The 24,435-nt window shown below is 48.8% G+C and carries 24 protein-coding genes; 21 read left to right on the top strand and 3 right to left on the bottom strand.

What is annotated here, in order from left to right:
• Positions 1-53 precede the first annotated feature (53 nt).
• Positions 54-2,429, top strand: coding sequence for a DNA internalization-related competence protein ComEC/Rec2 (locus KO087_RS01845; protein WP_215507126.1), 2,376 nt, complete (start codon positions 54-56; stop codon positions 2,427-2,429).
• Positions 2,357-3,331 (top strand): DNA polymerase III subunit delta, encoded by a 975-nt coding sequence (gene holA / locus KO087_RS01840; protein WP_215507124.1) that lies wholly within the window; start codon positions 2,357-2,359, stop codon positions 3,329-3,331. The genes KO087_RS01845 and holA overlap by 73 nt, the downstream gene beginning before the upstream one ends.
• Before the next feature lie 46 nt (positions 3,332-3,377).
• Here holA and rpsT read toward each other — a convergent pair whose 3' ends face one another.
• Positions 3,378-3,641 (bottom strand): 30S ribosomal protein S20, encoded by a 264-nt coding sequence (gene rpsT, locus KO087_RS01835; RefSeq protein WP_215507122.1) that lies wholly within the window; start codon positions 3,639-3,641, stop codon positions 3,378-3,380.
• A 204-nt stretch (positions 3,642-3,845) separates the two neighbouring features.
• Between rpsT and lepB the strand changes: the two genes are divergently transcribed.
• The 11 genes from lepB (at position 3,846) to KO087_RS01780 (ending at position 15,429) form a co-directional block, all read left to right on the top strand.
• The gene (gene lepB, locus KO087_RS01830; protein ID WP_215507121.1) at positions 3,846-4,349 is read left to right on the top strand and encodes a signal peptidase I; all 504 of its coding nucleotides are present in this window, start codon (positions 3,846-3,848) and stop codon (positions 4,347-4,349) included.
• A gap of 21 nt (positions 4,350-4,370) precedes the next feature.
• Complete coding sequence (gene lepA / locus KO087_RS01825; protein WP_215507118.1) at positions 4,371-6,179, top strand: translation elongation factor 4; 1,809 nt, start codon at positions 4,371-4,373, stop codon at positions 6,177-6,179.
• 39 nt (positions 6,180-6,218) lie between these two features.
• Positions 6,219-7,346, top strand: coding sequence for a radical SAM family heme chaperone HemW (gene hemW / locus KO087_RS01820; protein ID WP_215507116.1), 1,128 nt, complete (start codon positions 6,219-6,221; stop codon positions 7,344-7,346).
• 183 nt (positions 7,347-7,529) lie between these two features.
• Positions 7,530-7,778 carry a CD1845 family protein gene (locus KO087_RS09615; RefSeq protein WP_479681177.1) on the top strand — a complete coding sequence of 83 codons (249 nt, stop codon included), beginning with the start codon at positions 7,530-7,532 and terminating at the stop codon, positions 7,776-7,778.
• On the top strand, positions 7,765-8,127 hold the full coding sequence (locus tag KO087_RS01810) for a hypothetical protein (RefSeq protein ID WP_215507114.1): 363 nt from the start codon (positions 7,765-7,767) through the stop codon (positions 8,125-8,127). Before KO087_RS09615 ends, KO087_RS01810 begins: the two co-directional genes overlap by 14 nt.
• A 374-nt stretch (positions 8,128-8,501) precedes the next feature.
• Complete coding sequence (locus KO087_RS01805) at positions 8,502-9,140, top strand: TetR/AcrR family transcriptional regulator (RefSeq protein ID WP_215507112.1); 639 nt, start codon at positions 8,502-8,504, stop codon at positions 9,138-9,140.
• Between the two features lie 74 nt (positions 9,141-9,214).
• Positions 9,215-10,960 (top strand): ABC transporter ATP-binding protein, encoded by a 1,746-nt coding sequence (locus KO087_RS01800; RefSeq protein WP_215507110.1) that lies wholly within the window; start codon positions 9,215-9,217, stop codon positions 10,958-10,960.
• Position 10,961: 1 nt separating this feature from the next.
• Entirely contained in the window at positions 10,962-12,692 is a 1,731-nt protein-coding gene (locus KO087_RS01795) for an ABC transporter ATP-binding protein (protein WP_215507108.1), read from the top strand.
• Between the two features lie 21 nt (positions 12,693-12,713).
• The gene (locus KO087_RS01790; protein ID WP_215507106.1) at positions 12,714-13,295 is read left to right on the top strand and encodes an MptD family putative ECF transporter S component; all 582 of its coding nucleotides are present in this window, start codon (positions 12,714-12,716) and stop codon (positions 13,293-13,295) included.
• Complete coding sequence (locus KO087_RS01785) at positions 13,295-13,993, top strand: energy-coupling factor transporter transmembrane component T family protein (RefSeq protein ID WP_215507104.1); 699 nt, start codon at positions 13,295-13,297, stop codon at positions 13,991-13,993. Before KO087_RS01790 ends, KO087_RS01785 begins: the two co-directional genes overlap by 1 nt.
• Complete coding sequence (locus KO087_RS01780) at positions 13,981-15,429, top strand: ABC transporter ATP-binding protein (RefSeq protein WP_215507102.1); 1,449 nt, start codon at positions 13,981-13,983, stop codon at positions 15,427-15,429. Before KO087_RS01785 ends, KO087_RS01780 begins: the two co-directional genes overlap by 13 nt.
• A gap of 42 nt (positions 15,430-15,471) precedes the next feature.
• On the opposite strand, the gene KO087_RS01775 is transcribed toward KO087_RS01780, so the two are convergent.
• Both KO087_RS01775 and KO087_RS01770 read right to left on the bottom strand, forming a co-directional pair.
• Positions 15,472-15,648 (bottom strand): hypothetical protein, encoded by a 177-nt coding sequence (locus tag KO087_RS01775; RefSeq protein ID WP_215507100.1) that lies wholly within the window; start codon positions 15,646-15,648, stop codon positions 15,472-15,474.
• Between the two features lie 23 nt (positions 15,649-15,671).
• Positions 15,672-16,145, bottom strand: coding sequence for a recombinase zinc ribbon domain-containing protein (locus KO087_RS01770; RefSeq protein ID WP_215507098.1), 474 nt, complete (start codon positions 16,143-16,145; stop codon positions 15,672-15,674).
• Between the two features lie 256 nt (positions 16,146-16,401).
• Here KO087_RS01770 and hrcA point away from each other — a divergent pair, with 256 nt between their 5' ends.
• The 8 genes from hrcA (at position 16,402) to KO087_RS01730 (ending at position 24,371) form a co-directional block, all read left to right on the top strand.
• Positions 16,402-17,430, top strand: coding sequence for a heat-inducible transcriptional repressor HrcA (gene hrcA / locus KO087_RS01765; protein ID WP_215507096.1), 1,029 nt, complete (start codon positions 16,402-16,404; stop codon positions 17,428-17,430).
• A 3-nt stretch (positions 17,431-17,433) separates the two neighbouring features.
• Positions 17,434-17,973 (top strand): nucleotide exchange factor GrpE, encoded by a 540-nt coding sequence (grpE, locus tag KO087_RS01760; protein WP_215507094.1) that lies wholly within the window; start codon positions 17,434-17,436, stop codon positions 17,971-17,973.
• Positions 17,974-18,029: 56 nt separating this feature from the next.
• Positions 18,030-19,859, top strand: a complete 1,830-nt coding sequence (gene dnaK, locus KO087_RS01755) for a molecular chaperone DnaK (protein WP_215507092.1) — start codon at positions 18,030-18,032, stop codon at positions 19,857-19,859.
• Positions 19,860-19,971: 112 nt separating this feature from the next.
• On the top strand, positions 19,972-21,102 hold the full coding sequence (dnaJ, locus tag KO087_RS01750) for a molecular chaperone DnaJ (protein ID WP_215507090.1): 1,131 nt from the start codon (positions 19,972-19,974) through the stop codon (positions 21,100-21,102).
• Entirely contained in the window at positions 21,099-22,007 is a 909-nt protein-coding gene (gene prmA, locus KO087_RS01745; protein ID WP_215507088.1) for a 50S ribosomal protein L11 methyltransferase, read from the top strand. Before dnaJ ends, prmA begins: the two co-directional genes overlap by 4 nt.
• A 1-nt stretch (position 22,008) precedes the next feature.
• Positions 22,009-22,743, top strand: a complete 735-nt coding sequence (locus tag KO087_RS01740) for an RsmE family RNA methyltransferase (RefSeq protein WP_215507087.1) — start codon at positions 22,009-22,011, stop codon at positions 22,741-22,743.
• On the top strand, positions 22,730-24,052 hold the full coding sequence (gene mtaB, locus KO087_RS01735; protein ID WP_215507085.1) for a tRNA (N(6)-L-threonylcarbamoyladenosine(37)-C(2))-methylthiotransferase MtaB: 1,323 nt from the start codon (positions 22,730-22,732) through the stop codon (positions 24,050-24,052). Before KO087_RS01740 ends, mtaB begins: the two co-directional genes overlap by 14 nt.
• The gene (locus KO087_RS01730; RefSeq protein WP_215507083.1) at positions 24,033-24,371 is read left to right on the top strand and encodes a histidine triad nucleotide-binding protein; all 339 of its coding nucleotides are present in this window, start codon (positions 24,033-24,035) and stop codon (positions 24,369-24,371) included. Before mtaB ends, KO087_RS01730 begins: the two co-directional genes overlap by 20 nt.
• Positions 24,372-24,435 lie beyond the last annotated feature (64 nt).

The raw sequence follows: 24,435 nt of genomic DNA, 5'->3' as shown, positions 1-24,435 counted from the left end.
TCGCGTTTTACTTATTTTATCATATCTTTCGTTTTTTTCGAAAGCAGGTGGTTATGAAACAGTTGTGGTTTATCTTGTGCCTCGCATTGGGCGGGGGCTGCTTTTTTGCGGAGCGCGTGCCCCTGTTGTTTGCTGCGCCTGTTTTGATCCTCGCCGCCTTTTGCTTTCTCCTGTGGGGAAAGAAGGCCAATGGCCTCTATCCCTTGGCGGCCCTGATTGTGTTTGTCTTCGCTTCATCCGGTCTTCAGTCGACGCAAGGGCCCCCTGTGCGGGTCACGGTGCGAGGCGTGGTCATGGCATCGAAGGAAAATTACTACGATTTAAGGATCGGCCCCTTAAAGAGGGTGCGGGTTTTCTCCGAGGCCCATCCCGCCATGGGAACGCGGGTGGCCGTGCGGGGGATTACCATGAAGCCGGAGGCGCCGCGAAACCCCGGCGGCTTCGACGGGCGCCACTACGCTTTGTCTCACGGCATTAAGGCCACCTTGCGCCCCACGAAGGAAGAGATCCTTCCCGAGGAGGGAAGGGCCATGGAAAAGCTCTACACCTGCCGGGGGCGGTTCAGAAAAAAAGGCGCGGCCATTTGTGAAAGGTATTTTCCGCCGAAAGAGGCGAAACTTTTATCCGCCATGCTCTTCGGAAACGACGCGGACTGGGAGGGGCTGGAGGATTTTCGCACCCTCAATGTGATTCACATCTTGTCCATTTCCGGCCTACATATCGGGTTGATTATGGCGCTTTTGTCTGCAGCATTAAAGAGGCTCACCGTACCCTACGACGCCGGGAAGCTGTCCGTCCACGGGCTCTTGCTTTTGTATCTTTTTCTCACGGGCTTTCCCATAGGCGGCATGCGGGTGTGGCTGTCTCTTTTGTTTACGGATGCAGGGAAGCGGCTTTGGCGGCCGGTGGATCCCGCCTACGCCCTGGGCTTCAGCGGCGCGGTTTTTCTCTTGGTGAATCCCTTTTATATTTACCGCTTGGGCTTTTTGTTCAGCTTTTTCTCCGTCTACGGCATTTTAGCCATCTATCCGAAGCTGCCCTTCTTCGGAACGGCTCGGGGAAGAATCATGCAGGCTTTGGGTGTGAGTGTCGCCGTGAACCTCGCCATCGCACCCCTTCTTCTGTTTACCTCGGGAAGCATTTCCATCATGGGCCTTCTCGCCAACGTGGTGCTTCTGCCTTTGGCTGCGGCGATTTTATACGGCGGCATTGCCGTAAGCTGCTTGTCCTTTCTCTTACCGCCTGTGGCGGCCGGGGCGGCGGTTATGACTCGATGGATCTTTCTGCCCTTTCTCTTTCTCACAAAACACATGGCCCTCGCGCCCTTTAATTGGGTATTGCCGAGCTTTTCCGTAGCGGAGGCCTGCGTATATTACTTAATTCTTCACTTCGCCATGTATTTCCCCATGCGGCGGTTGAAATTACGGGCGGGGCGGCTTTTGATGCTCCAGGCCGCGGTTGTCGGCATCCTCGTCCTCGCGTGGGGCCAATGGATGCGGCCCGACCTTTCCGTGACCCAGCTCTACGTGGGTCAGGGGGACTGCGCCTATGTGGAGGCGAAGGATTTTCGCGGCCTCATCGACACCGGCGGCAGCCGCTTCGGCGCCGACCCTACGGCCCGCTACGTGGTGCCCTTTTTGCGGAAATGCGGCGTGGGCACCTTGGACGCCATCTTTCTGTCTCACTACGACGCGGATCACGCCGGCGGCGTCACCACCTTGGCAAAGGCGCATAAGATCAAACACATATTTGCCCCGGCGCCGGGAAGCGAGGAAGATGTGGCCATGTACGATGCGATTCAGCAAGAGGCGGGAGTCATCGAAGCCATCGAGGGAACTTTTCCCATGAAGGATTGGCAGCTTAGGGTTTTTCCGTCCTATGGCGATGCGGATAATGCCCTGTCCATGGTTATGGAGCTTTCGTCGAAGGGGCAGCGGATGCTCTTTCTCGGCGATTTGCCTGCGGCGCAGGAGAAAATGCTTCTTGCAGATCTTCGCCATCGCGAGGGCATTGTGAAACTGGGCCACCACGGATCGAAGACATCGAGTTGCGACGAATTTTTGGAGACCACCCGGCCGCACCTGGCCCTTATTTCGGCGGGAGAGAACAATTCCTACGGCCATCCCCACCAAGTGGTGCTTCAGCGTTTAAAAGACCACCACATTTCTTATTTGGAGACGAAAAACGGCGCAATCACCATGAATTTGAAAGACGGCAAGGTGTATGTGTCCGTCTATAAACCGCGGGCCCTTTCCATGGGGCAATGTATCTTTTTTGCCGCCTGCGTGGTAATCTTAATGGGTATGGTCTATGCAGGCGCAGGGTATTTTAAGAAAAGAGACGATTTATGGAATCAGTGGATTACAACGGAGCCTATCTTCTCCACGGACCGGAAAAGTTCGGTATGGAAGAGAAGCGCAGACAAATAGAAAAGAAGTATTTGGACCCCGCCACCAAGGATTTAAATTACGACGTGGCGTCGGGGGATGTGAGGGAGATTCTGGCCAAGGCCAACACCTTGCCCTTTATGTCCGAAAAGCGTATCGTCGTCGTAAAAGATGCGGGGCTTTTGGCGAGCGATCCGGCCTTCGATTATTTTCTGGAGGCAGTCTTTGAAATCCCCGCCTCCACGGTGCTTCTTTTAATGGAAACGGAGACTCCCATAAAAAAGAATCAAAAGCTCTACAAGCGCTTCGATAAAGCCCATCGGGTTATTGCCATGGAGCGGCTCACCGGGCAGGTGCTCAGGCGCTTTCTCGCCGGCTATTTGGCGAAGCAAAATCGCCGCATTCGCCCCGAGGTGCTGGAGCATTTTATTCGCCTTTCAGGCTACAGTGACAGGCAATTTACGGGAGACCTTCAGGGCTTGGTCAACACCTTGGATCAAATCGCAAGCGTTTCGGAAGGGGAAGTGACCATGGCGGCGGTGGACGCTTTTTTGGATCCCTTCTCCGCGGAGACCATCTTCGACCTTCTCGCCGCCATCGCGAGAAAAGACGGAGCCGCGATTTTAAACCTTTTGGACGAATTTGAGGTAAGGGAAGAGCCCGCCGGGCGCATCCTCTACATGATCGCGCGGCAAACGGGCAATCTCCTCTATTACAAAACCATGAGGGAGACGGGAAGAAGCGACGGAGAGATCTTTCGCTTCATGGGCATAAAGCCTTACGAGGGCAAAAAAATAGCCGCCCAAAGCGGCGCTTACACGAAGGCGCAGCTGCGGCGGCACTACCGATTGATTTTAGATGAGGAGCTTCGCATGAAGAGCACCTCCGCTTCGGATCGGGACGTGCTTCAAACCTTGCTTCTTTCCATGTTGCGAGACAATTAAAAAAGGGCAATAAAAAAACTGAAAACAGCTGTTTTCAGTTTTTCTTTTAGTTGGCGCGATTGAATTTTTTGGTCAAACGGCTCATGCGACGAGCTGCCGCATTTTTATGGATAACATTCTTAGATGCCGCTCTCTTGAGTTTTTTGTCGACAGCGCGGAGGAGATCTCTCGCTTCGTCGATTTCACCTTTGTCAAGCGCTTCTTCGAATTTACGAATGGACGTCTTAATACCGGTCTTTACGGATTTATTGCGCAACGTTTCTTTTTTCGTCGTGCCGATACGCTTAATAGCGGATTTAATATTTGCCATGATTCACCTCCGACTGTGATTTTATCCCTTAGGATACCTTAACTTGTAGAATTTTACCATATGGCCGTGGCTTTTGCAAGAAAGGGAAGTAGGAAGTTTACAAAAGATGTAGAAAATTTGCGTTTGTGGTAAAATGAATAGTCAGATTCAAGAAAGGGGAACATTTTGAAGAGAAAAGGAAAATCGACTTCCACGGTGGTAGAAATGATAAAAATAATAATTATGGCGGTGGTATTGGCCGTGGTCATCCGCCACTTCGTCTTTAACACCACCATGGTCATCGGCCAGAGCATGGAACCCACCTTACACGAGCGCGAGCGCATGATCTGTTTGGTCTTTCCCAATTACTTCTCCGATCCCAAACGAGGGGACATCGTGATTATCGATGCGCCGGACGAATCGGGAAAAGAATATGTGAAGCGCGTCATCGGCCTGCCCGGCGATCACATTCAAATCGATGAGGGCAAGGTCTTTGTCAACGGCGTAGCTTTAAAGGAAAACTACATCCATCCCGGCGTATCCACGGGGATTTATCAGGACAAGGCCTGGGACATTAAAGCAGGCGAATTTTTCGTCATGGGAGACAATCGCCAAGAGGGCATGTCCATCGACAGCCGCTACTTCGGTCCGGTGGAGAAAAAGCACGTGCGCTCTCGGGCGGTGCTTCGCTACTATCCCTTTTCGAAATTTACTCTATTTAATCATTAACGGACGCATAAAGGAGGTACTATGACCGATCGTCAGAAAAATATTCGTAATTTCTCCATTATCGCCCACATCGATCACGGAAAGAGCACCTTGGCCGACCGACTCATCGAAAAGACCGGCATGCTCACGGAGCGGGAAATGGATGCCCGGGTGTTGGACTCCATGGCCCTGGAAAAAGAGCGGGGCATTACCATTAAGCTCAAGGCCGTGCGCCTCGTTCACGAGCGAGACGGCGAAGAATACCTTTTAAACCTCATCGACACCCCGGGCCACGTGGACTTTAACTACGAGGTATCCCGCTCCCTGGCGGCCTGCGAAGGGGCGCTTTTGGTGGTGGACTGCACTCAAGGGGTAGAGGCACAAACCTTGGCCAATGTGTACCTGGCCATGGATCAGGATTTGGAAATGGTGCCGGTCATCAACAAAATCGACCTGCCCTCGGCGCGAGTCGACGAAGTGAAAAAAGAAATCGAAGACATTGTGGCCCTGGATACGGAACACGCCCCTTTAATCAGCGCGAAAAACGGCGTGGGAATCGACGATGTGCTGGACGCCATTATCGACGAGATTCCCGCCCCCTCGGGGGATGCGAAGGCGCCCTTAAAGGCCCTCATCTTCGATTCCATTTACGACAGCTACCGCGGCGTGGTTTGCTACGTGCGTGTTTTCGACGGCAAGGTCAAGGCCGGGGACCGCATTAAAATGTGGGCCACGGAAAAAGAATTCGAAGTGGTGGAAGTGGGCGTCAATGCCAACGGAAGCATTCCCCTTAAGGAACTTTCCGCCGGCGATGTGGGCTACATTACGGCGAGCATAAAAAATGTAAAAGAAGCCCGGGTCGGCGACACGATTTACGATCCGGCTAATCCGCCCAAGGAAGCCCTGCCCGGCTACAAAAAAGTCGTGCCCATGGTCTACTCCGGCATTTATCCTGCGGAAGGAGAATCCTATACCGATGTGCGGGACGCTTTGGAAAAGCTCCAGGTCAACGACGCGGCCCTGGTTTTCGATGCGGAAACCTCCGTGGCCTTGGGCTTCGGCTTCCGCTGCGGCTTTTTGGGCCTTCTGCACATGGAAATCATTCAAGAGCGGCTGGAGCGGGAATTCGACCTGGATATTATTACCACGGCACCCTCGGTAATCTATCGGGTGCACACCGTAGACGGTGAAATGGAAGAGATTCAAAACCCGTCGAACCTTCCCGACCCCACCTCCATCGAGTACATGGAAGAGCCCTTTGTGCGGGCGGAAATCATGTCCCCTACGGATTACGTGGGCACCATTATGGAGCTCTGTCAAGAGCGGCGGGGCCGCTACATCAGCATGGACTATTTGGAAGAGACCCGCGTCGTCATCACCTATGAGCTGCCTTTAAACGAAGTGATCTACGATTTCTTCGACGCCTTAAAGAGCAAGACCAGAGGCTACGCCTCCTACGACTACGAGCTCATCGGCTACGAACGTGGCGACTTGGTGAAAATGGACATTCTCATCAACGGGGAATTGGTGGATGCTTTCTCCCTGATCGTGCACAAGGACAAGGCCTACGAGCGGGGCAGAAAAATTTGCGAGCGCCTCACCGGCGTCATTCCCCGCCATCAATTTGCCGTGCCCATTCAGGCGGCCATCGGATCGAAGATCATCGCCAGAGAAACCATTCGCGCCGTCAGAAAAGACGTTCTGGCCAAGTGCTACGGCGGCGACATTTCCCGGAAGCGAAAACTCTTGGAAAAGCAAAAGGAAGGGAAGAAGCGCATGCGCTCCATCGGCAATGTGGAAGTGCCTCAAGAAGCCTTCCTCGCCGTCCTCAAATACGACGAAGACAAATAAGAAAGGCGGACCTGAAAGGGTCCGTTTTTTGGAGGTTTTATGAAAAAGTCCCCGGGCATTTACATTCACGTGCCCTTTTGCGAAAAAAAGTGCGACTACTGCGATTTCTATTCCCTGCCGAAAAAGGGCGAGGCGGATTTCGACGACTATCTCGAATCTCTTCTGCGAGAGATCGATTTATATGAAGAGATCATGGGCGCCGGCGTAAGCACGGTGTTTTTCGGCGGCGGCACCCCCTCCCTTTTGGGCACGGATCGCCTCGCTAAAATTATGGAAAAGTTGCGCCCCTTTATAAACGAGGGGGCTGAGATTACCATGGAGGGAAATCCCGAAAGCGTCCTTCATCTCGACGTGGCCGCCTTAATCGACGCGGGCTTTAATCGCTTCAGCATGGGCGTGCAAAGTGCATCGGATCGCCTTTTAAACATCATGGGCCGCATTCACGACGGGAAAACCGCCGAGGAAGCCTTTCATCATTTAAGAAAGGGCGGAGCGAAAAACATCAATCTGGACTTTATCTCCTCCGTTCCTTCGGAGACCATGGAGGACGTGGCGGCGAGCCTCGCCATGATCGAGGCGCTGAATCCGGAACACGTGAGTCTTTACAGCTTAATCGTGGAGCCGGAGACGGCTTTTTATCGCCGCTACGGGAAAATGATGGAAGCCATGGAGGATACGGATCGCATTCATGTTCACACCTACGAAAAAGGCCTCGCCGCTTTGGGCTACAAGCAGTATGAAATTTCCAATTTTGAAAAAGGCGGCCACACCTGCGCCCACAATTTAAATTACTGGCACTTAGGCGAATACATCGGCCTTGGCCCGGTTGCAAGTGGCCACTTAAATGGCAGGCGGTATAGAAATGTGCAAAACCTTTCGGCATACGACGAGGCCCTTTGCGAAGGGCGCGCGCCCATCGAAGAGGAAGAAGTGCTCTCGCCCGTGGATCGGGACAACGAGTACACCATGCTCGGCCTCAGACTCAATGAGGGCATTGCCATGGATGCCCTCATGTCTTCGGGGGCGCGTTTTGACACGCTCTATAAGGAAGCCATCGAAAAAAATGTGAACGACGGCCTCCTCACCATAACAAACGGCCGCGCGGCCTTAACGCGCAAGGGACGCGACCTGGCCAATCGGGTGGAAGTGGATTTCTTCCGCTTATAAAAATGAGTTCCCTTGAAGATGAGAGAAAGAAAAAACACGGAGCCATTCATGTGAATGAAACGATGCTTCGAAAGGGAAGGCAACAAGCACTTTACATCAGCGTAACGGAGAAAAACTTGAGAATAGTTTTGAAAATTATACTTTTTCCTGTATCTATATTTTTATCAGTGACAAACAGCCTTTATAAAATTTGTACACGGCATTGGAACAACAATACTTTATATTTTGATGCTTTTTTGTATCATAGGTGCAATAGCATGTTTTGTTCAAAGAGATACAACAACATGTATACGGGCGTTAATTATTGGTTTCTTGGTTAGTCCATATGGATTGCAACTATTAGCAGCAGTTGCGATTAGAGTAATTGAGGGAATGAATGAAAGAATAAAACAAATTAGAATTTGTGGGGATAATTATTATGAAAAAATTTAACAAGATTAGTGCGGTCTCGTTACTTATTCTGGTCTTTTCATTTACTGTTGCTAGGTATGCCGTATTTGGAATACACGGAATGAAACAATTGCCACTTGTGCTATGCTTACTTATCGCTGTAGAGTTGATAGTCCTCTGTTTCACTAAAGTTAAAATAGTACCTCTTATCTCTGCGATTTCATATCCACTCGGCTTTGCTATTGGGTGTTTGTTCCAAACAAGTGAATTAGATGCTGGCGGTGGAGCAACAAATAATCTGTGGATTATTTGGATATGTACCATTTTTGTAATGAACATTATTGCTGTTTTCGCAGAATTGATAAATAGAAAGAAAGCTAAGCAACAGTAATTTTGCGTTCGTGTGACTGTTAGAACAGTCTAATAAATTCCGGTTTTTAGCACTAACAATCCACCTAAATAGATTTAAGATCTAGTGTCTGTAAGCATTGATATTACTTCATGAGAACAAAACGCCATATTTGATACATTTTAACGGCACAGCCGCTTAGGGTACGAAACTCATACTCAGAGGTACAAAAAATAGGTATGGGGGGCACGAAAACAATTCGATAGGACAAATAGCATCACGATCATATAAAACCAGGCCTTCTTCTGGTCATAATTATTGACGTAAAATATTTCTCTTGACAGACAGCAACAGCTGGGTGTAATGTTTAGATAACTTAGTTATCTAAACAAGAACTATTTTTGATGGGAGGATCTATGACTACAGGTAATTTTGAAGAAACTCATGCCAACATACTAAAAAGTGGTCTGGATGCCTTCTTGGAGGAAGGCTATGAAAAAGCAAATATAAGAAGAATTTGTAAATCAGCTGGCGTGACAACAGGAGCTTTCTATAAGCATTTTACAGATAAGGAAGATTTGTTTGCAAAGTTGGTAGAGCCTTTAGCAGATAAGATCAATGAAATTTATAACTACTACGAAAAAGAAAGTTTTTCCACCTACGGCACGAAGTTTCCCGTTCCCAAAGAAAAAATCTTAAAAGTTCTTGAACTCAAACAAGAAGGGACGCTTAAAAGTGTTGAGTTTTTCTATGCACATAAAGATATCTTTGAGCTTCTTATTTTTAAATCCTATGGCACAAAGTATGAGCATTTCTTAGATAAACTCATCGTAATTGAGGATCGTAATGACTGGTCGATTTTAGAGATGATCCATGGGAAAGAAAATGCGGATTCCATTATGACCAAGCAAAGTGTCCATATCATCAATCATGCATTTTTCAACGCCATCTCTGAACTCGTTGTACACGCATCCGATAAAGAACAGCTTCTCAGTATGACAAAGACGATGTCTAATTTTTTCAATGCGGGTTGGGAAAAGTACCGCAGCCCGTAGCTCTATATTTTTTTATCCAAGAGATAACTTAGTTATCTAATTTGCTTTATATGTGATCGTGAGGAGGTAAAAACATGAAAAAACAAAGTCCCATAAAGCGTCTGTGGGAACTGGCTGCCAGTCAGCACGCCGGACTAAAACTCTCTGTGAGTCTTGCGGTACTTGGAGTATTAGGTGGTATCGTTCCCTACGTGGCTGCAGGACAGGTTCTGACAAACTTATTTAATGGTGTGATAGACTTCAGTGCTTATATGAAAGCCTGCGTTGTCGGGCTTTTAGGCTATGCCGTGAAATCCGTTCTATATTCACTGTCGCTTTCCGTTTCCCATAAAGCCACTTTTGAACTTTTACAGGAACTGCGCGAAAAAATGCTGCACAAGCTTCCAAAACTCTCGCTGGGGAGAGTAACAGCGACACCTGGCGGTGAATGGAAGCAGCTCATTGTAGATCAGGTGGAAAGTTTGGAGCGTCCGGTTGCTCATCTTATTCCGGAAATGACGGCAAATATGGTGGGGCCGCTCTGTATTTTGATTTATCTCATTGTACTGGACTGGCGCATGGCACTGTTATCTTTGGTGTCCATCCCGATCGGAATGTTTTTTATGAGTATCATTATGAAAAGCTACGGCAAGCAATATGCCGGCTCGGTCCAGGTTAGCGCTCAGATGAATGCCGCTATAGCGGAATATGCCGGAGGCATTGAAGTTATTAAAGCTTTCAATCAAGGAGAGAGCAGCTATCACAAGTTTTCCGAGAGAATTCTCGCAAATGCCCAATACTACTACGACTGGATGAAAAGCGTTCAATTCTTAATGTCGCTGTCTAAATCGATACTTCCTACAACTCTGCTTGCTGTTTTGCCGGCAGGATATCTTTTTTATCAAAGTGGAAGTTTGGACGGAGGCACATTTTTGACGACGGTGATCCTCTCTTTCTCCCTTTCGGGCCTTTTGATGGCTGCCATGAATTTTGTGGATAGTTTGGCTCGGGTGGGAACGGTTGTCGGTCAGATTGATGCGCTCTTAGCTGCCGAAGAGCAGCAGCATGAAAAACACCCGATATCGTTCAACAAACACGACATTGTTCTCGATCATGTTTCTTTTTCCTATGAACCCGGTGAAGATGCCAAAGAAATTATTCATGATGTTTCTTTAAGCATAAAAGACGGGAGCTTTAATGCATTTGTAGGTCCATCCGGCGGCGGCAAATCGACCTTAGCAAAACTGATAGCCGGCTATTGGGATGTGGAAAAAGGAAGCATCGCTATCGGTGGCATCAATGCGAAAAAGGTTCCCTTAGAACAACTATATAACAGCGTTTCCTTTGTATCTCAGGATAATTTTCTCTTTAACGAAAGCATTCGCAACAACATTCGCATGGGTTGCTTGAGTGCTACGGATGAAGACGTGGAGCACATTGCGAAGCTTTCGGGCTGTCATGACTTTATTGAGAATCTGGAAAACGGTTATGACACGATTGCAGGAGAAGGAGGCACTCATCTTTCCGGAGGTGAGCGTCAGCGGATTTCTATTGCGCGCGCCATGCTTAAAGATGCCCCGATTGTCATTTTCGACGAAGCAACAGCATACATTGATCCCGAGAATGAAGTGCTGATGCAGCAAGCAATGGGACAACTTGTTGCGGGGAAGACCGTTATCGCAATCGCTCATAGACTTTCCACCATCACGGAAGCCGATCAAATCTTCGTCATAGAAGAAGGAAAAATCGAAAATCATGGCACACATCAAGAGCTGCTTAAAAAGTCAAAGCTCTATCAAAGTATGTGGCTTGCTCATGTAGGCGCGAAAGGAGGCAAATAACATGTTGAATGCACTGAAAAAAATAGGACATTTTGCCGGAGAGGAACAGGGCAATATTAGAAAGTCCATCGCCGTTTCCTTTCTTTTTGCCATTTTCTATATGTTTCAAATTGGTGCTGTTTACTTCGTCATCTTAGGGATGCTGGGAAAAGATATCGGCATAAACCCTGCTCTTTTGGCACTCCTTTTTCTCCTTATCAGCATCTTCGGACGTGCTCTTACCAACTACTTTGCTCAGCTCGAGCAAACGCATGCCGGCTACTTCATGGTGGCTCGGCAGAGACTTGCGGTCGCAAACAAAATGAAGACCGTGCCTATGGGCTATTTTGATGAAGCAAACACCGGCAATATTGTAGGAACGCTTACTACGGTTCTCGGTGATGTAGAAAACACAGCTCCGGTTGTGCTGATCAATATCATGGGAGGCTTTCTCAATGCTTTTGTGTTTACTTTAATAACCTTGATCTGGGATTGGCGTATCGGTCTCATCGTTATTGTCGGTACACTGATTTATTTGTGGGTTACCTCGGCGATGGAGAAAAAGACGGCACATCTTGCACCGAAACGCCAAGAAGCGCAAGCAGAACTGGTGGAAGCCGTCCTTGAACAGATTAAGGGAATGTCCATTATTAAATCCTTTAATCTGACAGGGAAAGGTGATAAAAAGGTTCATGCGGCAATTCGTCGTAACAAGAAGACCAACCTTGCTATTGAAAAAATGTTTACGCCTTACAATATGGCCCAGGATTTTGTGCTAAAGCTCTTTAGCATTTTGATTATCGTTGTAGCTATTTACCTTTACGTGCAAGGAACTATGCTTCCGGAAAATGCTCTGATGTCCGTTATTATTTCCTTTATGATTTTTGCCCAGATTGATTCCGCCGGTTCATCTATGGCTGTTTTGCGTGTGGTATCCAGTTCTATTGATCAGGTAGAAAACCTAAAACAGATGCCGGTTATGGATATTCATGGTGAAGATATCCGTCCGAAAAAAGCCTCCATAAAGGTAGCAAATATTGACTTTTCGTATGGAAGCAAAGAAATTTTGCATGATGTAAGCTTTACCGTTCCGGCAAAAACAACCACGGCCATCGTAGGCCCTTCTGGATCCGGGAAAACAACGGTTTGTAATTTAATTGCCCGTTTCTGGGATGTCAATGCAGGAAGCATCAAAATTGGAGGACATGATATTCGGGACTATACGTTGACCTCTTTGATGGATCAGATCTCTATGGTGTTCCAAAGCGTCTATTTGTTCCAAGACACCATTGAAAACAATATCAAATTTGGAAACATGAATGCCACGCATGAAGAAGTCGTTCAAGCTGCTCAAAAAGCAGCTTGCCATGATTTCATCATGAGTCTGCCGGAAGGCTATAAAACGGTAATCGGAGAAGGCGGTGCATCTCTTTCCGGTGGTGAAAAACAGCGTATCTCTATTGCAAGAGCCATCCTCAAAGATGCGCCCATCATCATATTCGATGAAGCAACAGCCAATGTCGATCCGGAAAACGAAGATAAGCTTCAGCAGGCTATGAACAGCTTAATGAAAGATAAAACCATCATTATGATTGCTCATCGCTTGAAAACAGTTGAAAACGCCGATCAAATTTTAGTGATTGATGAAGGCAAAGTAGTGGCGAGTGGCACACATAACGAACTTGCCGCAAAAGACGGTATTTATTCCAGGTTCCTTCAGGCTCGGAAAACGGCTGAGTCTTGGAAGATATAAAAAGCATTTAAGGAGGATTTTATGAAACTTAAAAATGTGGTACAAATTGCAGTGCTTGGAGTCATTGGCTTTGTTCTGGCTATGGGCATCGGTATGCTGACGGGACTTTTAGGCGTGGTTTCACTTTATGTATCCGCAGGATTTGGCGCTTTCTTTGTCGCACCGGTCTATGTCATCATGGCACGCAAGGTGCAAAAGCGAGGTGCATCGTTTCTCTTTTGGATGATTATCGGTCTCTTATACATTGTAATGGGCTATTGGATTGCAACACCGATTTGTGTTGTTGCCGGTATCATAGCTGAACTGATTGTAGGTGATTACAGCAATAAAAACCGTATCGCCATGGCTTTCAGCGCATCAATGTTTATTTACGCCATGCATCCGATTCTATTTGTTGTGTTGTTGGGTGCCGAAAACATTGCACGATTTGTCAGTAGCATGAGTTTAGAGCAAGCGCAAATGATGGTGGCCAGCTATACCGGAAATGTAATAGTGATTTGTGTTTTGGTAAACATTGTTTTGGAGCTTATCGCCGGCCGCTTCGGGCTTTTCATCAATAACAAATTTTTTGAAAAGAATAGTAAACAAAGCAGGCTTAGCTGATGATAAAGAAATCAGCTCTAAAGAAAAAGGAGGAAGGACAGCTGCATCCGTTTACGCTCTTCGCGCTTACGATACTGGTGTCCTTCCAGGTCTTTTTTGGCAATCAAACGGTCTATTGGGCTGTGCTTGTTCTGACGTTGTTGATTGCTTTAAATGCCTCGACAGGTCTCTTCCTTAGACAGATTATTGTTTTTTCTGTTTCCTATGGCATGATGTATCTTTTGGCCTTCGCTGATTTGGGATATGTCACAGGCATTTTTATAGGACTTTTTGCACTCATTGCCCGCTTCATACCGATCTTTAATATTGGCATTGTATTGATTCTTACCAGCCCATCGAAAATCTTAGCCTGTTTTCGCAAGCTTCATATGCCCAACACCGTTAGTGTAGCCATGATTGCAGCTTTGCGTTTTATGGATGAAATTGGCCTGCGCTTGCATGAGATTCGAAACGGTATGAAAATCCGCGGCTTTCATGCTTCCCTTTTGCATCCCGTCCGCACTTTTGAGCTGTACTTTGTTCCTTTGGTATATAAGTGTCTGCATGTCAGCGAAACGCTCGTCTCTTCAATTATTGCCAAAGGTATCGAGTATGAAGGAGAAAAAACCAGTTATTATGATATGCGCTTTAAATTCGCAGATGGCATCAGCCTGTTTGCCGGCGTGGCGCTTTTGGGAGTTGCACTATGGACATCATGAAAGTCAATATTGAGCGCTTCAATTATCAAGGCGCAGAGAAGGCATCTTTGCATGATATTCATTTTATGATTACCGAAGGAGAATTCATCGTGCTCACCGGTAATTCCGGCTGTGGAAAGACCACGCTCACCAGAGTGCTAAACGGTCTTATACCAGAACAGTATGAAGGAACACTGGATGGTAAAGTCACATTATTGGGTCAAAACCTGCATGATTTTAAGACGGGTACCTTGGCTAAGGTCATCGGCAACGTATTTCAAAATCCATCCGATCAATTCTTTACCCGCAAGGCAGAAGATGAGGTCGCCCTTGTCGGAGAAAACCTCGGCATGCCGCAGGCGGAACTGAGAAAACGGGTGAAGAAAGCTTTTGAGTACATGAGCATTGCTCACTTAATGGATAAAAATTTGAATGAACTTTCCGGCGGCGAAAAGCAGCGGGTAGCTATTGCCTCTACCTTAGTTTATGACACAAAGATTATTTTCTTTGATGAGCCTTCAGCTTCCCTTGATCAAGAAGGTATCCGAGATTTGCAAGGCATTCTGAAATTGCTTAAAGCGTCAGGTAAAACCATCGTCATTGCCGAACACCGACTGTATTTTTTGAAAGAACTCTACGATAAGCTCTATGTCATGAAAGACGGAACTTTTATCAAAGAGTTTGATGCCGGAGAACTTAAGACTTCCGATTGCAAAGACTTCGGGCTTCGGACAATCGATTTTTCCGCACTTGTTCCGCACAACACGACAAAGACAGGTAAGCGTGTTTTTTCTGCGAAGGATGTTCATGTCTCTGTAGGCAAAAAAGAACTCATCTCGAATTTATCCTTTGACTTACATTCCGATGAAATCATGGGGATTGTCGGCACAAATGGTATCGGAAAAAGCAGTTTAGGTCGTGTTCTCTGCGGACTTGCCGGCAAGAAGCAAGATATTTCATGGGGAAAAACTCAGCGAGAACGACTGAAAAATGCCTACTACATGATGCAGGATGTAGACTATCAGCTGTTTTTTGATACCGTAGAAAATGAGGCGCTCGCGAACGGCAAAAAAATAAGCGATGCTTACTTGTCAGAGGTCTCTTGGATCATTAAGCATATTGATCTTTGGAATAAACGCAGCGAGCATCCGCAAAACTTATCCGGCGGGCAAAAGCAAAGGCTGGCTCTCGCCAATGCTTTTTTGAGTGAAAAGCAAATTCTTATTTTGGATGAGCCGACCAGCGGTTTGGATTACATGCACATGGATAAAATCGTCGAGCTTATCTTTGAACTTGCCAAAGGTCGCCCGACACTTATTATTACGCATGACATCGAGCTATTACTGAAAGTCTGCCGGACGGTCCTTCTGATCAAACAAGATGGATATGAGAAACTTGATTTACAGACGGATGATTGCCGCAAGCTTATTTCTTATTTTGAGCATATGATGAAATAAGGGTGGCTGAGAGTGTGCTTTGTTGCATAAGTACGCTCTTTTTCATACCTTGATTTCTGAGCCGTTTCTAAATATCACGCGGATATCGTCTTTTCCATATACCGTGATGTGATCCGCGAGGGCACAGAAGCTTTGAGCATTGAATGCTTGCAGAAGCGTATCTTGTTTTTGTAGCTGTTTCAGGCAGAAATTGATATCGGCTTTGGTCGCCTGCATCATTTTGAGCTTTCCTTCGACCTTCGCTAAGGCCGCCTTTTTTCATTGTAGAAGCGTTCCAGATCTTCGTACTTTGCTTGGTACTCGCTCTGGTCTTGTGGGATGGCAACATTTTGGCGGATAAGGTCTTCAATCATCTTGGCACAGACATCCATCTCGCTTTCCGGCTTTGTTTTTTCGCATACCAAAGCATGAGTATTATAAACGCCTCCGACAATCTCTTGAAAGCTATTAAGAATCTCATCTTTATTCTCTATGAGCTTGTTGGCCGCAGAAAGGACGGCGGCTTTTAGCTCCTCATCGGGAAGATGCACGCCGTTTTTGCAGGGGGAGCTTTTCTTGCAGTTCCTGTTGCATTGCCAGATGACCTGCTTGTATTTGTCGTTGGAATGCCAGACTTTTGAACCGAGCCTTGTTCCGCATTCACCACAGTAGACCTTGTCGGAGAAAGGTCTCACGCCACTGTGCCTTCCTATGAGAGAGAACAAAAATGACCACATCAGGGTAAAAGAATGCCCCGGTGCGGTCGTTTTGTTTTGTAATCAATTAAACGTGCCGCTGGCAATTAAAAAGTCCCGATCCAGCGAAATTCAAAGCTTTAGATTATTTTACTAATTCCTGAATCGAGCCTTCAAAAGGGGAATCTTTTTTATTTTTAGCAATCTCACTTGACAAGTGCTAAAACCGTGGTATACTTAAACCATAAGCGATTGGCACTCAAACAAAGCAAGTGCTAATACGGAAAGGAGGTTTTGTTTGGACAAGAGAAAAATAGACATCTTAAACCTGATTATCGAGTCCTACATCGCCTCTCCCGTGCCAGTTGGCAGTCGCACCATTTCGAAATCCCCGTCACTCGCCGTGTCCTCGGCGACGATACGGAACGAAATGAGCGATTTGGAAGCCTTGGGTCTTTTAGAAAAGCCCCACACTTCCGCCGGGCGCATTCCGTCCGAAGGCGCTTATCGATTTTATGTAAACGAATTGATTCCCGAAATCGACTATCCGAAATCCCTCGTGGCACATTTCGAAGAGGCCATCCCCATGGAGCTCTACGGCTCCGAGGATTTTTATTCTGCCGCCGTGGAGGCCTTGGCCGATTACACGGAGAACTTGGCATTTATGATGATGCCGAGAAAAAGCGATCGAAGGCTCAAGTATCTGGACTTGATTCCGGTGAACGACCACATGGTCATGCTTTTAGTCGTCGGCGACCGCGGAGTCGTCGTCAAGCGCATGATCGACTTGGGTTTCGCTGTCGATGAAGACGATATGCGCTACGTTTCAGGCGTCTTATCCGATGCCTTCGTGGGCACGCCCTTCGATGCAATCGACGGCGTGAAATTCGTCCTCTCCGGCGAGCTTGTTCGCTACGAATCCTTCGTCCTTAAGATCACGGAGATCCTCTCCCGCGTCATTCACGCAGTGGAAGAGGTGGACGTGGTGATGAGCGGCATGGGCCATTTGTTCCGCTACGAAGAATTTCAAGATCCGGGGCGCATGCAATCCATGATGGATTACGTCCGGGACAAGGCAAATCTTCTGCGGCTCTTTCAGCCCCTGCCGAAAGACGAAACCATTCGCTTTCGCATCGGCTCGGAGAATGCGGAAGAGACGATGCGCAAAAATAGTTTAATCAGTCGTATCTATCCCATGAACGGCACGGATTTAGGCGCCATCGCCTTAATCGGGCCCATGCGGATGAATTATAGAAAGTCGGCAAATTCCATTATGGCATTTACCGATGCACTGTCGAGACGACTTGGGAAAAGAACGTTGAGGTGAGAAGTGGTAGTAAATAATAAGGAAAATCCGATGGACATGGATCCGACGGAAGAAGAAATCAAACAAACGGATGCGACCAAAGCAACTGAAAATGAAGTTGCAGAAGATGTGTCGGAAAAAGACGAACGCATGGCTGAGCTGGAAGAGCGCTACCTGCGTCTGCAGGCGGACTACAGCAATTTCCGCCGGCGCAGCGGCGAAGAAAAGCAACAAATGCATCTCTTGGGCATGGAAAAATTGGCCCTGGACATTCTGCCGGTTTTAGACAATTTCGAACGGGCACTGGCCACAGATGATGTAAAAGACGAAAAGTTTTACGAAGGCATGAAAATGATCGCCGAACAGTTCCGAGGGGAGCTGGCGAAAAATGAAATCGTGGAAATCGACGCGCTGAACGCGCCCTTCGACCCGAATCTGCATCACGCCGTCATGACGGAAGAAAAAGAAGGCGTCGAAGCCGATGTGGTCATCGACGTTTTGCAAAAAGGCTATAAACTCAAAGACCGCGTCATTCGACCGGCCATGGTGAAGGTCTCAAAATAATATAGATTAAAAAAACGTACACTTAAAAAAACACGTACATTCAGGAGGAAATGAATATGGCAAAAATTATTGGTATTGACTTAGGTACAACGAACTCCGCCGTCGCAGTTATGGAAGGCGGACAATCGACAATTATCCCCAACATTGAAGGCAATCGGACCACCCCGTCCATCGTCGCTTTCACAAAAGACGGCGAACGCCTCGTCGGCGAAACGGCAAAGCGTCAAGCCATCACCAACCCGGACAGAACCGTGGCATCCATTAAACGCCACATGGGTAGCGACTACAAGGTTACCATCGACGGCAAGGACTACTCGCCCCAAGAAATCTCGGCCATGATTTTACAAAAATTAAAATCCGACGCCGAAAGCTATTTAGGCGAAACCATTACCGAAGCCGTCATCACCGTACCGGCTTACTTTACCGACGCCCAACGTCAAGCGACGAAAGACGCCGGACGCATTGCCGGACTCGATGTTAAACGTATCGTCAACGAACCGACGGCAGCCGCCCTCGCTTACGGCGAAGACAAGGACACGGATTCCAGCATGGTCATGATTTACGACTTAGGCGGCGGCACCTTCGACGTCTCCATTTTGGAACTGTCCGACGGCGTCTTCGAAGTACAATCCACGCGTGGCAACAACAAATTAGGCGGCGACGACTTCGACGAAAAGATCATCGACTGGATCGCCGACAGCTTCAAAAAAGAAAATGGCGTCGACTTAAAGGCCGACCGCATGAGCTTGCAACGCTTGAAAGAAGCGGCAGAAAAGGCGAAGAAAGAACTTTCTTCCACCATGAGCACCAACATCAACCTGCCCTTCATTACCGCCACGGCCGAAGGCCCCTTGCACTTGAACATGGACCTGACCCGTGCGAAATTCGATGAATTAACCGCAGACCTCGTCAAGAAGACCGAAGGTCCTGTCATGGAAGCATTGAAAGATGCCAACCTTTCCGCATCGGACATCGACAAAGTCCTCTTGGTCGGCGGCTCCACCCGTATCCCTGCCGTACAAAACTTGGTTAAGACCTTAATCGGCAAGGATCCCCAAAAAGACATTAACCCCGACGAATGTGTCGCCTTAGGTGCAGCCATTCAAGCCGGCGTATTGAGCGGCGATGTCAAAGACTTGCTCCTCTTAGACGTAACGCCCCTTTCCTTAGGGATCGAAACCATGGGCAGCGTGACCACCCGCTTAATCGAACGGAACACCACCATCCCCACGAAGAAGAGCCAAATCTTTACGACGGCTGCCGACAATCAAACCAGCGTCGACATTCACGTCCTTCAAGGGGAACGCCAAATGGCACAAGACAATGTGACCTTGGGCCGCTTCCAATTAGACGGCATCGCACCGGCACGCCGCGGCGTACCTCAAATCGAAGTTACCTTCGACATCGACGCCAACGGCATCGTCAACGTCAGCGCCAAAGACTTAGGCACCGGCAAAGAACAACACATTACCATTACCTCTTCCTCCAATTTAACGGAAGATGAAATCAAGGAAAAAGTTCGCGAAGCCGAAGTCCACGCCGAAGAAGACAAGAAGAAGAAAGAATCCATCGAAATTAAAAACAACGCCGACTCCGTCATCTACGCATCCGAAAGCGCATTGAAAGATGTCGACGGCAAGATTTCCGATGAAGATAAGAAAAAAGTCGAAGATGCCATTGAAGACTTGAAGAGCGTTAAAGATACAGACGACATCGACGCCATCAAGGCCAAGACCGAAGCCCTTCAAACGGCTTTCCAATCGGTATCGGAAGAACTTTATAAACAAGCCCAAGCACAAGCAAACGCACAAGGCGATGAAGCCAAAGCTGACGACGACGTAGTCGATGCAGATTACGAAGTGGTCGATGACGAAGACGATAAGTAATGACTTGGGTAAAAAGGGCACTTCGGTGCTCTTTTTTTGTTTAGAATCTTTTAAAGTCGCGGGAGATAGGATATGATAATACTATTTGAGCGAAGAGAAAGAGATGGTGTCTATGAGAGATTTTTACGAGATATTAGAGATCGAGCGTACCGCCACGTCGGCGGAGATAAAAAAAGCCTATAGAAAAAAAGCGAAGCAGTACCACCCGGACCTTCATCCCGGAGACGATGAGGCGGAACATAAATTTAAGGAAGTGAATCTGGCCTACGAGGTGTTAAGCGACGAGAGTAAGCGCCGCACCTACGATGTCTACGGCGAAAAGGGTATTAAAAATGACTTCACCTCCGGCGGCGGTGGCTTCTCCGGCGGTTTCGGCGACATTTTCGGTGATCTGTTCGATATGTTCGGCGGCGGCTTCGGGGCGAATTTTTCCGGCGGCAATCAAGCCAAGGCGCCCAGAGACGGCGCCCACATTCGCTACGACCTGAACTTAACCTTTAAAGAAGCGGTGTTCGGTACGGAAAAGGACATTCAGATTCGCCGCACGGAAAATTGCTCCCACTGCCACGGCACCGGAGCCGAAGACGACACGAAGATTCACACCTGCGAAACCTGCGGCGGCAGCGGCCAGGTGCGCCAGTCCACCGCATCGGCTTTCGGCCGCTTTATGCGGGTGGTGCCCTGTGATACCTGCGGCGGCACGGGCACCGTCATCGAAGCGCCCTGTAAGCACTGCAAGGGCAGCGGCAAAGAGACGGTAAACAGAACCCTTCACCTACGCATCCCCGCCGGCGTCGACGATCAAAGCGTCATGACCATGGCCGGGGAAGGCCACGCCGGCGACAACGGCGGCCAGGCGGGCACGGTGTATGTGTACCTCCACGTGGAAGAAGACGACATTTTTACGCGAAGAGGCAATAATTTATACGTAGACATTCCCATTCGCTACGAAGATGCCGTCTTAGGCGGCACCATTCAAGTGCCCACCTTAAAAGAAATCATCGACTACGATATTCCCGCCGGCACCCAAAGCGGCAAAGACTTCCGCATTCCAGGCGAAGGCGTGCCCTTCTTGCGCAGAAAAGGCGCCGGGGATTTGATCTTCACGGTAAAAATCCTCGTGCCGACGAAAGTATCCGATGAAGAGCGAGAGCTCTTGGAGCAATTGCGCAGCGAAGTAGGGAACAAGAAGACCGAGCAGGAAAAGGGATTTTTACAAAAACTAAAGGACTTTTTTGAATGACACAGTACCACATGCTGAAACTAAGCGGCGAACGGTCGCAACAAGAAGAAGGGGAGATGCTCCTTCAGTCCATGGGCGTGGACAGCTACGAAGTGATCTCCGCCGACGCCATCGACAATTTAAAGGACGGCGCCTTTATTTGGGACTGCATCGACGAGGAACTGCTTCAGGCTCCCGCGGACAGCTTCGAACTCAAGGCCTATTTTGAAGCCGGCGAACAATCGGTGATGGATGAAGTCGCATCGGCGGCGAAGGCGAAGGGCTTTACAGTGGAAACAGGAGATGTGGCGGATCAGGACTGGGCCAACGACTGGAAGCGGTATTTTCATCCCATCGCCGTCGACAAGGGCCTTGCCATCGTGCCGAGCTGGGAAGATTACCATGCCCGTGACGGCGAAAAAATTCTGTGGCTGGATCCGGGCATGGCCTTCGGCAGCGGCAATCACGCCACCAGCTTTCTCTGCGCCCGCTATTTGAGGCGCTATGTAAAGGACGGGGATTCGGTCATCGACATCGGCTGCGGCAGCGGCATTTTGTCCCTTGTGGCGGCCATTTCCGGCGCAAAGAAGGTCATCGCCGGAGACTTGGATCCCCAGTGCATCGAAGCCACGAAGGAAAACGCGGCGAAAAATCAGCTGGAAGATAAAATCGACGTGCGCTTCGGCGACCTCTTTCAGGTGGTGAATGAAGAGGCGGACGTGGTGGTGAGCAACATTTTCGCCGAGGTTATCATCGGCATGGCGAAGGATGTGTATCACCACGTGAAGCCCGAGGGCATTTACATCGCATCGGGCATATTAAAAGAAAAACTCGAGGATGTGAAAGCGGCTTTGGTGAAAGAAGGCTTTACCATTCTCGAAAGCGAAACCAAGGGCGATTGGTCGGCCCTTGCGGCGAGGCGATAAAATGAGGCATTTCTTTGTAGACGAGCAGCCCGTGGTGGGCGAGCGGGCGATTTTGCGTGAAGAAGACAGGGAGCATCTGCTCCGCGTCCTGCGGGCGAAGGAAGGCGACGCCCTGCAAATCGCATGGAACGAAAGCCTCTTTCGAGGGCGGCTTGAGATCATCGGCGATGAGGCCTTTGTGCTGGTGGAAGAAGCCGTAGAAGAAAAAGATGTGTCTACGCAGCTGATTTTGGCTCAGGGCGTGGGCAAAAATCAAAAGACGGAAACCGTGTTAAAACACGCCACGGAATGCGGCATCGACGGCTTTATTCCCTTGCAAATGGATCGCTCCGTGGCCAATCTTACGAAGAAGTACGACGGGAAAAAGGCCCGCTTCGAAAAAATCGCTGAAGAGGCGGCGAAGCAATCCAATCGGCGGCGTGTACCCGTTGTCGGCGACTTGCTCACCGTCGACGGGCTAATAAACTCCGTCACGGATCGTGATTTGCTCCTCGTCTGTTACGAAGGCGAGGCGGCGGTGGAAATCGAAGATGCACGTCTCGGCTCGGCGGAGAAAATCTATGTAGTGATCGGGCCGGAAGGGGGCTTTTCTGACAGGGAAGTGGCCCTCTTGCAGGAAGCGAAGGCGCAATTTATTACCATGGGCGAGCGCATCCTGCGCACGGAGACGGCGGGAATCGTGGCATCTTTTGTCATGAAGCGAAAAATAGAAAGGGGGTCTTATGCGGCGATTTAAAACCTATACCTTAGGCTGTAAAGTCAATCAATACGAAACGGAAGCCGTGGAAGAAATGCTCGAAAAGGAGGGTTATGGTCACGACGAGTCCATGGACGTGGACCTGGCGATCATTAACACCTGCACGGTGACCAACGAAAGCGACCGAAAGAGCCGCCAGATCATTCGTCGCCACAAGCGGGAAAACCCCCAATGCAAAGTGGTGGTTATTGGCTGCTACGCCCAGGTATCCGCCGAAGAAGTGGCGAAAATCGACGGCGTGGACTTGATTTTAGGAACAAAAGATCGCACCGCCCTGCCCGGCTACATCGATGCCCTCTTTCAGGGCGCGGAGCAAATCGTTCACGTCAGAGCCCACGAACAGGGCGAGGACTTCGAACAGCTAGAGATTAAAGAAATCGAAGATCATACGCGAGCCTACATGAAAGTGCAGGACGGCTGCAATCAATACTGCACCTACTGCATTATTCCCTACGCCCGAGGCTTTATTCGCTCCAGAGACATGCGTGATGCCGTAGAGGAGGCGAAGCGCCTCGCCGCAAGCGGTTTTAAAGAAATCGTCTTGACGGGGATTCACGTGGGCAGCTACGGAAAAGATCTTTCCGAAGACGTGGCTCTCGTGGATCTCATCGAGGCCATGGACGAAGTGGCGGGAATCGAGCGCATCCGCCTCTCTTCCATCGAGCCCATGACCGTGACCGACGACTTTTTAAACCGCGTGGCCAAGCTGAAGCATTTTATGCCCCACTTCCACCTGTCTCTGCAAAGCGGCGCTGAAAAAACCCTGCGGGAGATGAATCGCAACTACACCCCCGAGGAATATGGGGACACGGTGGCGCGCATCCTGGACGTCTTCCCCGACGCCGGGCTCACCACCGATGTCATCGTGGGCTTTCCCGGCGAAAGCGAGGAAGATTTTCGTGAGAGCATGAATTTCGTCGAGGAAATGGGCTTTTCGCGCCTCCACGTCTTTCCCTACAGCATGAGGAAAAACACGCCTGCCGCCCGAAGAAAGGATCAGATTCCGGGGCCTGTGAAAAAAGAGCGGGCCGCCCGCATGATCGCCCTCGGGGACAAACTGGCCGCGGATTTCGTAAAAGAGAGAATCGGCATAACCTATCCCGTGCTCTTTGAAGAGAAAAAAGACGGAAAAAATTACGGCTACACGCCCAATTATATGTATGTTGCCGTGGAGGGAAAAGAAGATCTGAGAAACACCCTTGAATGTGTTACAATTGAGGGAGAAAAAGGCGGTGAAATCACCGGCCGAATCAGAAAGGAGCAAGCCAATGGATTGTCTGTTCTGTAAGATCATCGAAGGAGAAATTCCTTCCCAATGTTTGTACGAAGACGACAAGGTCTATGTCTTTAAAGACATCGAACCTCAGGCGCCGGTACACTTTTTGGTGATTCCGAAAAAACACATCGATTCCCTCGATGCCATGAGCGATGAAGACAGCGAACTCATCGGATATGTATTCAAAAAAATTCGCGATCTGGCTAAGGAAGAAGGCCTCGAGAGGGGCTACCGCGTCGTACACAATATCGGCGAAGACGGCGGCCAATCGGTAAAACATATGCACTTCCACGTCTTAGGCGGAAGAAGCCTGCAATGGCCGCCGGGTTAAATCATTGAAAAACCTTAGGATTTGTTGAATTCCCCTTCCGAAACGTGTATAATAGTTTAGAATT

The organism is Peptoniphilus rachelemmaiella, from assembly GCF_943169845.1.
In the GTDB taxonomy this organism is placed as follows: Bacteria; Bacillota; Clostridia; order Tissierellales; family Peptoniphilaceae; genus Aedoeadaptatus; species Aedoeadaptatus rachelemmaiella.
This window is presented reverse-complemented; position numbering and strand designations above follow the sequence as displayed.

What these genes read in the sequence shown, in the direction of transcription:
- prmA (WP_215507088.1), top strand. Translation starts at nt 21,099, where the DNA reads ATGACACAGTACCACATGCTGAAACTAAGCGGCGAACGGTCGCAACAA.
- KO087_RS01775 (WP_215507100.1), bottom strand. Translation starts at nt 15,648, where the DNA reads ATGATGCAGGCGACCAAAGCCGATATCAATTTCTGCCTGAAACAGCTA.
- KO087_RS01800 (WP_215507110.1), top strand. Translation starts at nt 9,215, where the DNA reads ATGAAAAAACAAAGTCCCATAAAGCGTCTGTGGGAACTGGCTGCCAGT.
- KO087_RS01740 (WP_215507087.1), top strand. Translation starts at nt 22,009, where the DNA reads ATGAGGCATTTCTTTGTAGACGAGCAGCCCGTGGTGGGCGAGCGGGCG.
- lepB (WP_215507121.1), top strand. Translation starts at nt 3,846, where the DNA reads ATGATAAAAATAATAATTATGGCGGTGGTATTGGCCGTGGTCATCCGC.
- rpsT (WP_215507122.1), bottom strand. Translation starts at nt 3,641, where the DNA reads ATGGCAAATATTAAATCCGCTATTAAGCGTATCGGCACGACGAAAAAA.
- dnaK (WP_215507092.1), top strand. Translation starts at nt 18,030, where the DNA reads ATGGCAAAAATTATTGGTATTGACTTAGGTACAACGAACTCCGCCGTC.
- KO087_RS01730 (WP_215507083.1), top strand. Translation starts at nt 24,033, where the DNA reads ATGGATTGTCTGTTCTGTAAGATCATCGAAGGAGAAATTCCTTCCCAA.
- KO087_RS01790 (WP_215507106.1), top strand. Translation starts at nt 12,714, where the DNA reads ATGAAACTTAAAAATGTGGTACAAATTGCAGTGCTTGGAGTCATTGGC.
- KO087_RS01805 (WP_215507112.1), top strand. Translation starts at nt 8,502, where the DNA reads ATGACTACAGGTAATTTTGAAGAAACTCATGCCAACATACTAAAAAGT.
- KO087_RS01785 (WP_215507104.1), top strand. Translation starts at nt 13,295, where the DNA reads ATGATAAAGAAATCAGCTCTAAAGAAAAAGGAGGAAGGACAGCTGCAT.
- mtaB (WP_215507085.1), top strand. Translation starts at nt 22,730, where the DNA reads ATGCGGCGATTTAAAACCTATACCTTAGGCTGTAAAGTCAATCAATAC.
- lepA (WP_215507118.1), top strand. Translation starts at nt 4,371, where the DNA reads ATGACCGATCGTCAGAAAAATATTCGTAATTTCTCCATTATCGCCCAC.
- dnaJ (WP_215507090.1), top strand. Translation starts at nt 19,972, where the DNA reads ATGAGAGATTTTTACGAGATATTAGAGATCGAGCGTACCGCCACGTCG.
- KO087_RS01770 (WP_215507098.1), bottom strand. Translation starts at nt 16,145, where the DNA reads ATGTGGTCATTTTTGTTCTCTCTCATAGGAAGGCACAGTGGCGTGAGA.
- hemW (WP_215507116.1), top strand. Translation starts at nt 6,219, where the DNA reads ATGAAAAAGTCCCCGGGCATTTACATTCACGTGCCCTTTTGCGAAAAA.
- KO087_RS01795 (WP_215507108.1), top strand. Translation starts at nt 10,962, where the DNA reads ATGTTGAATGCACTGAAAAAAATAGGACATTTTGCCGGAGAGGAACAG.
- KO087_RS01780 (WP_215507102.1), top strand. Translation starts at nt 13,981, where the DNA reads ATGGACATCATGAAAGTCAATATTGAGCGCTTCAATTATCAAGGCGCA.
- KO087_RS01845 (WP_215507126.1), top strand. Translation starts at nt 54, where the DNA reads ATGAAACAGTTGTGGTTTATCTTGTGCCTCGCATTGGGCGGGGGCTGC.
- KO087_RS01810 (WP_215507114.1), top strand. Translation starts at nt 7,765, where the DNA reads ATGAAAAAATTTAACAAGATTAGTGCGGTCTCGTTACTTATTCTGGTC.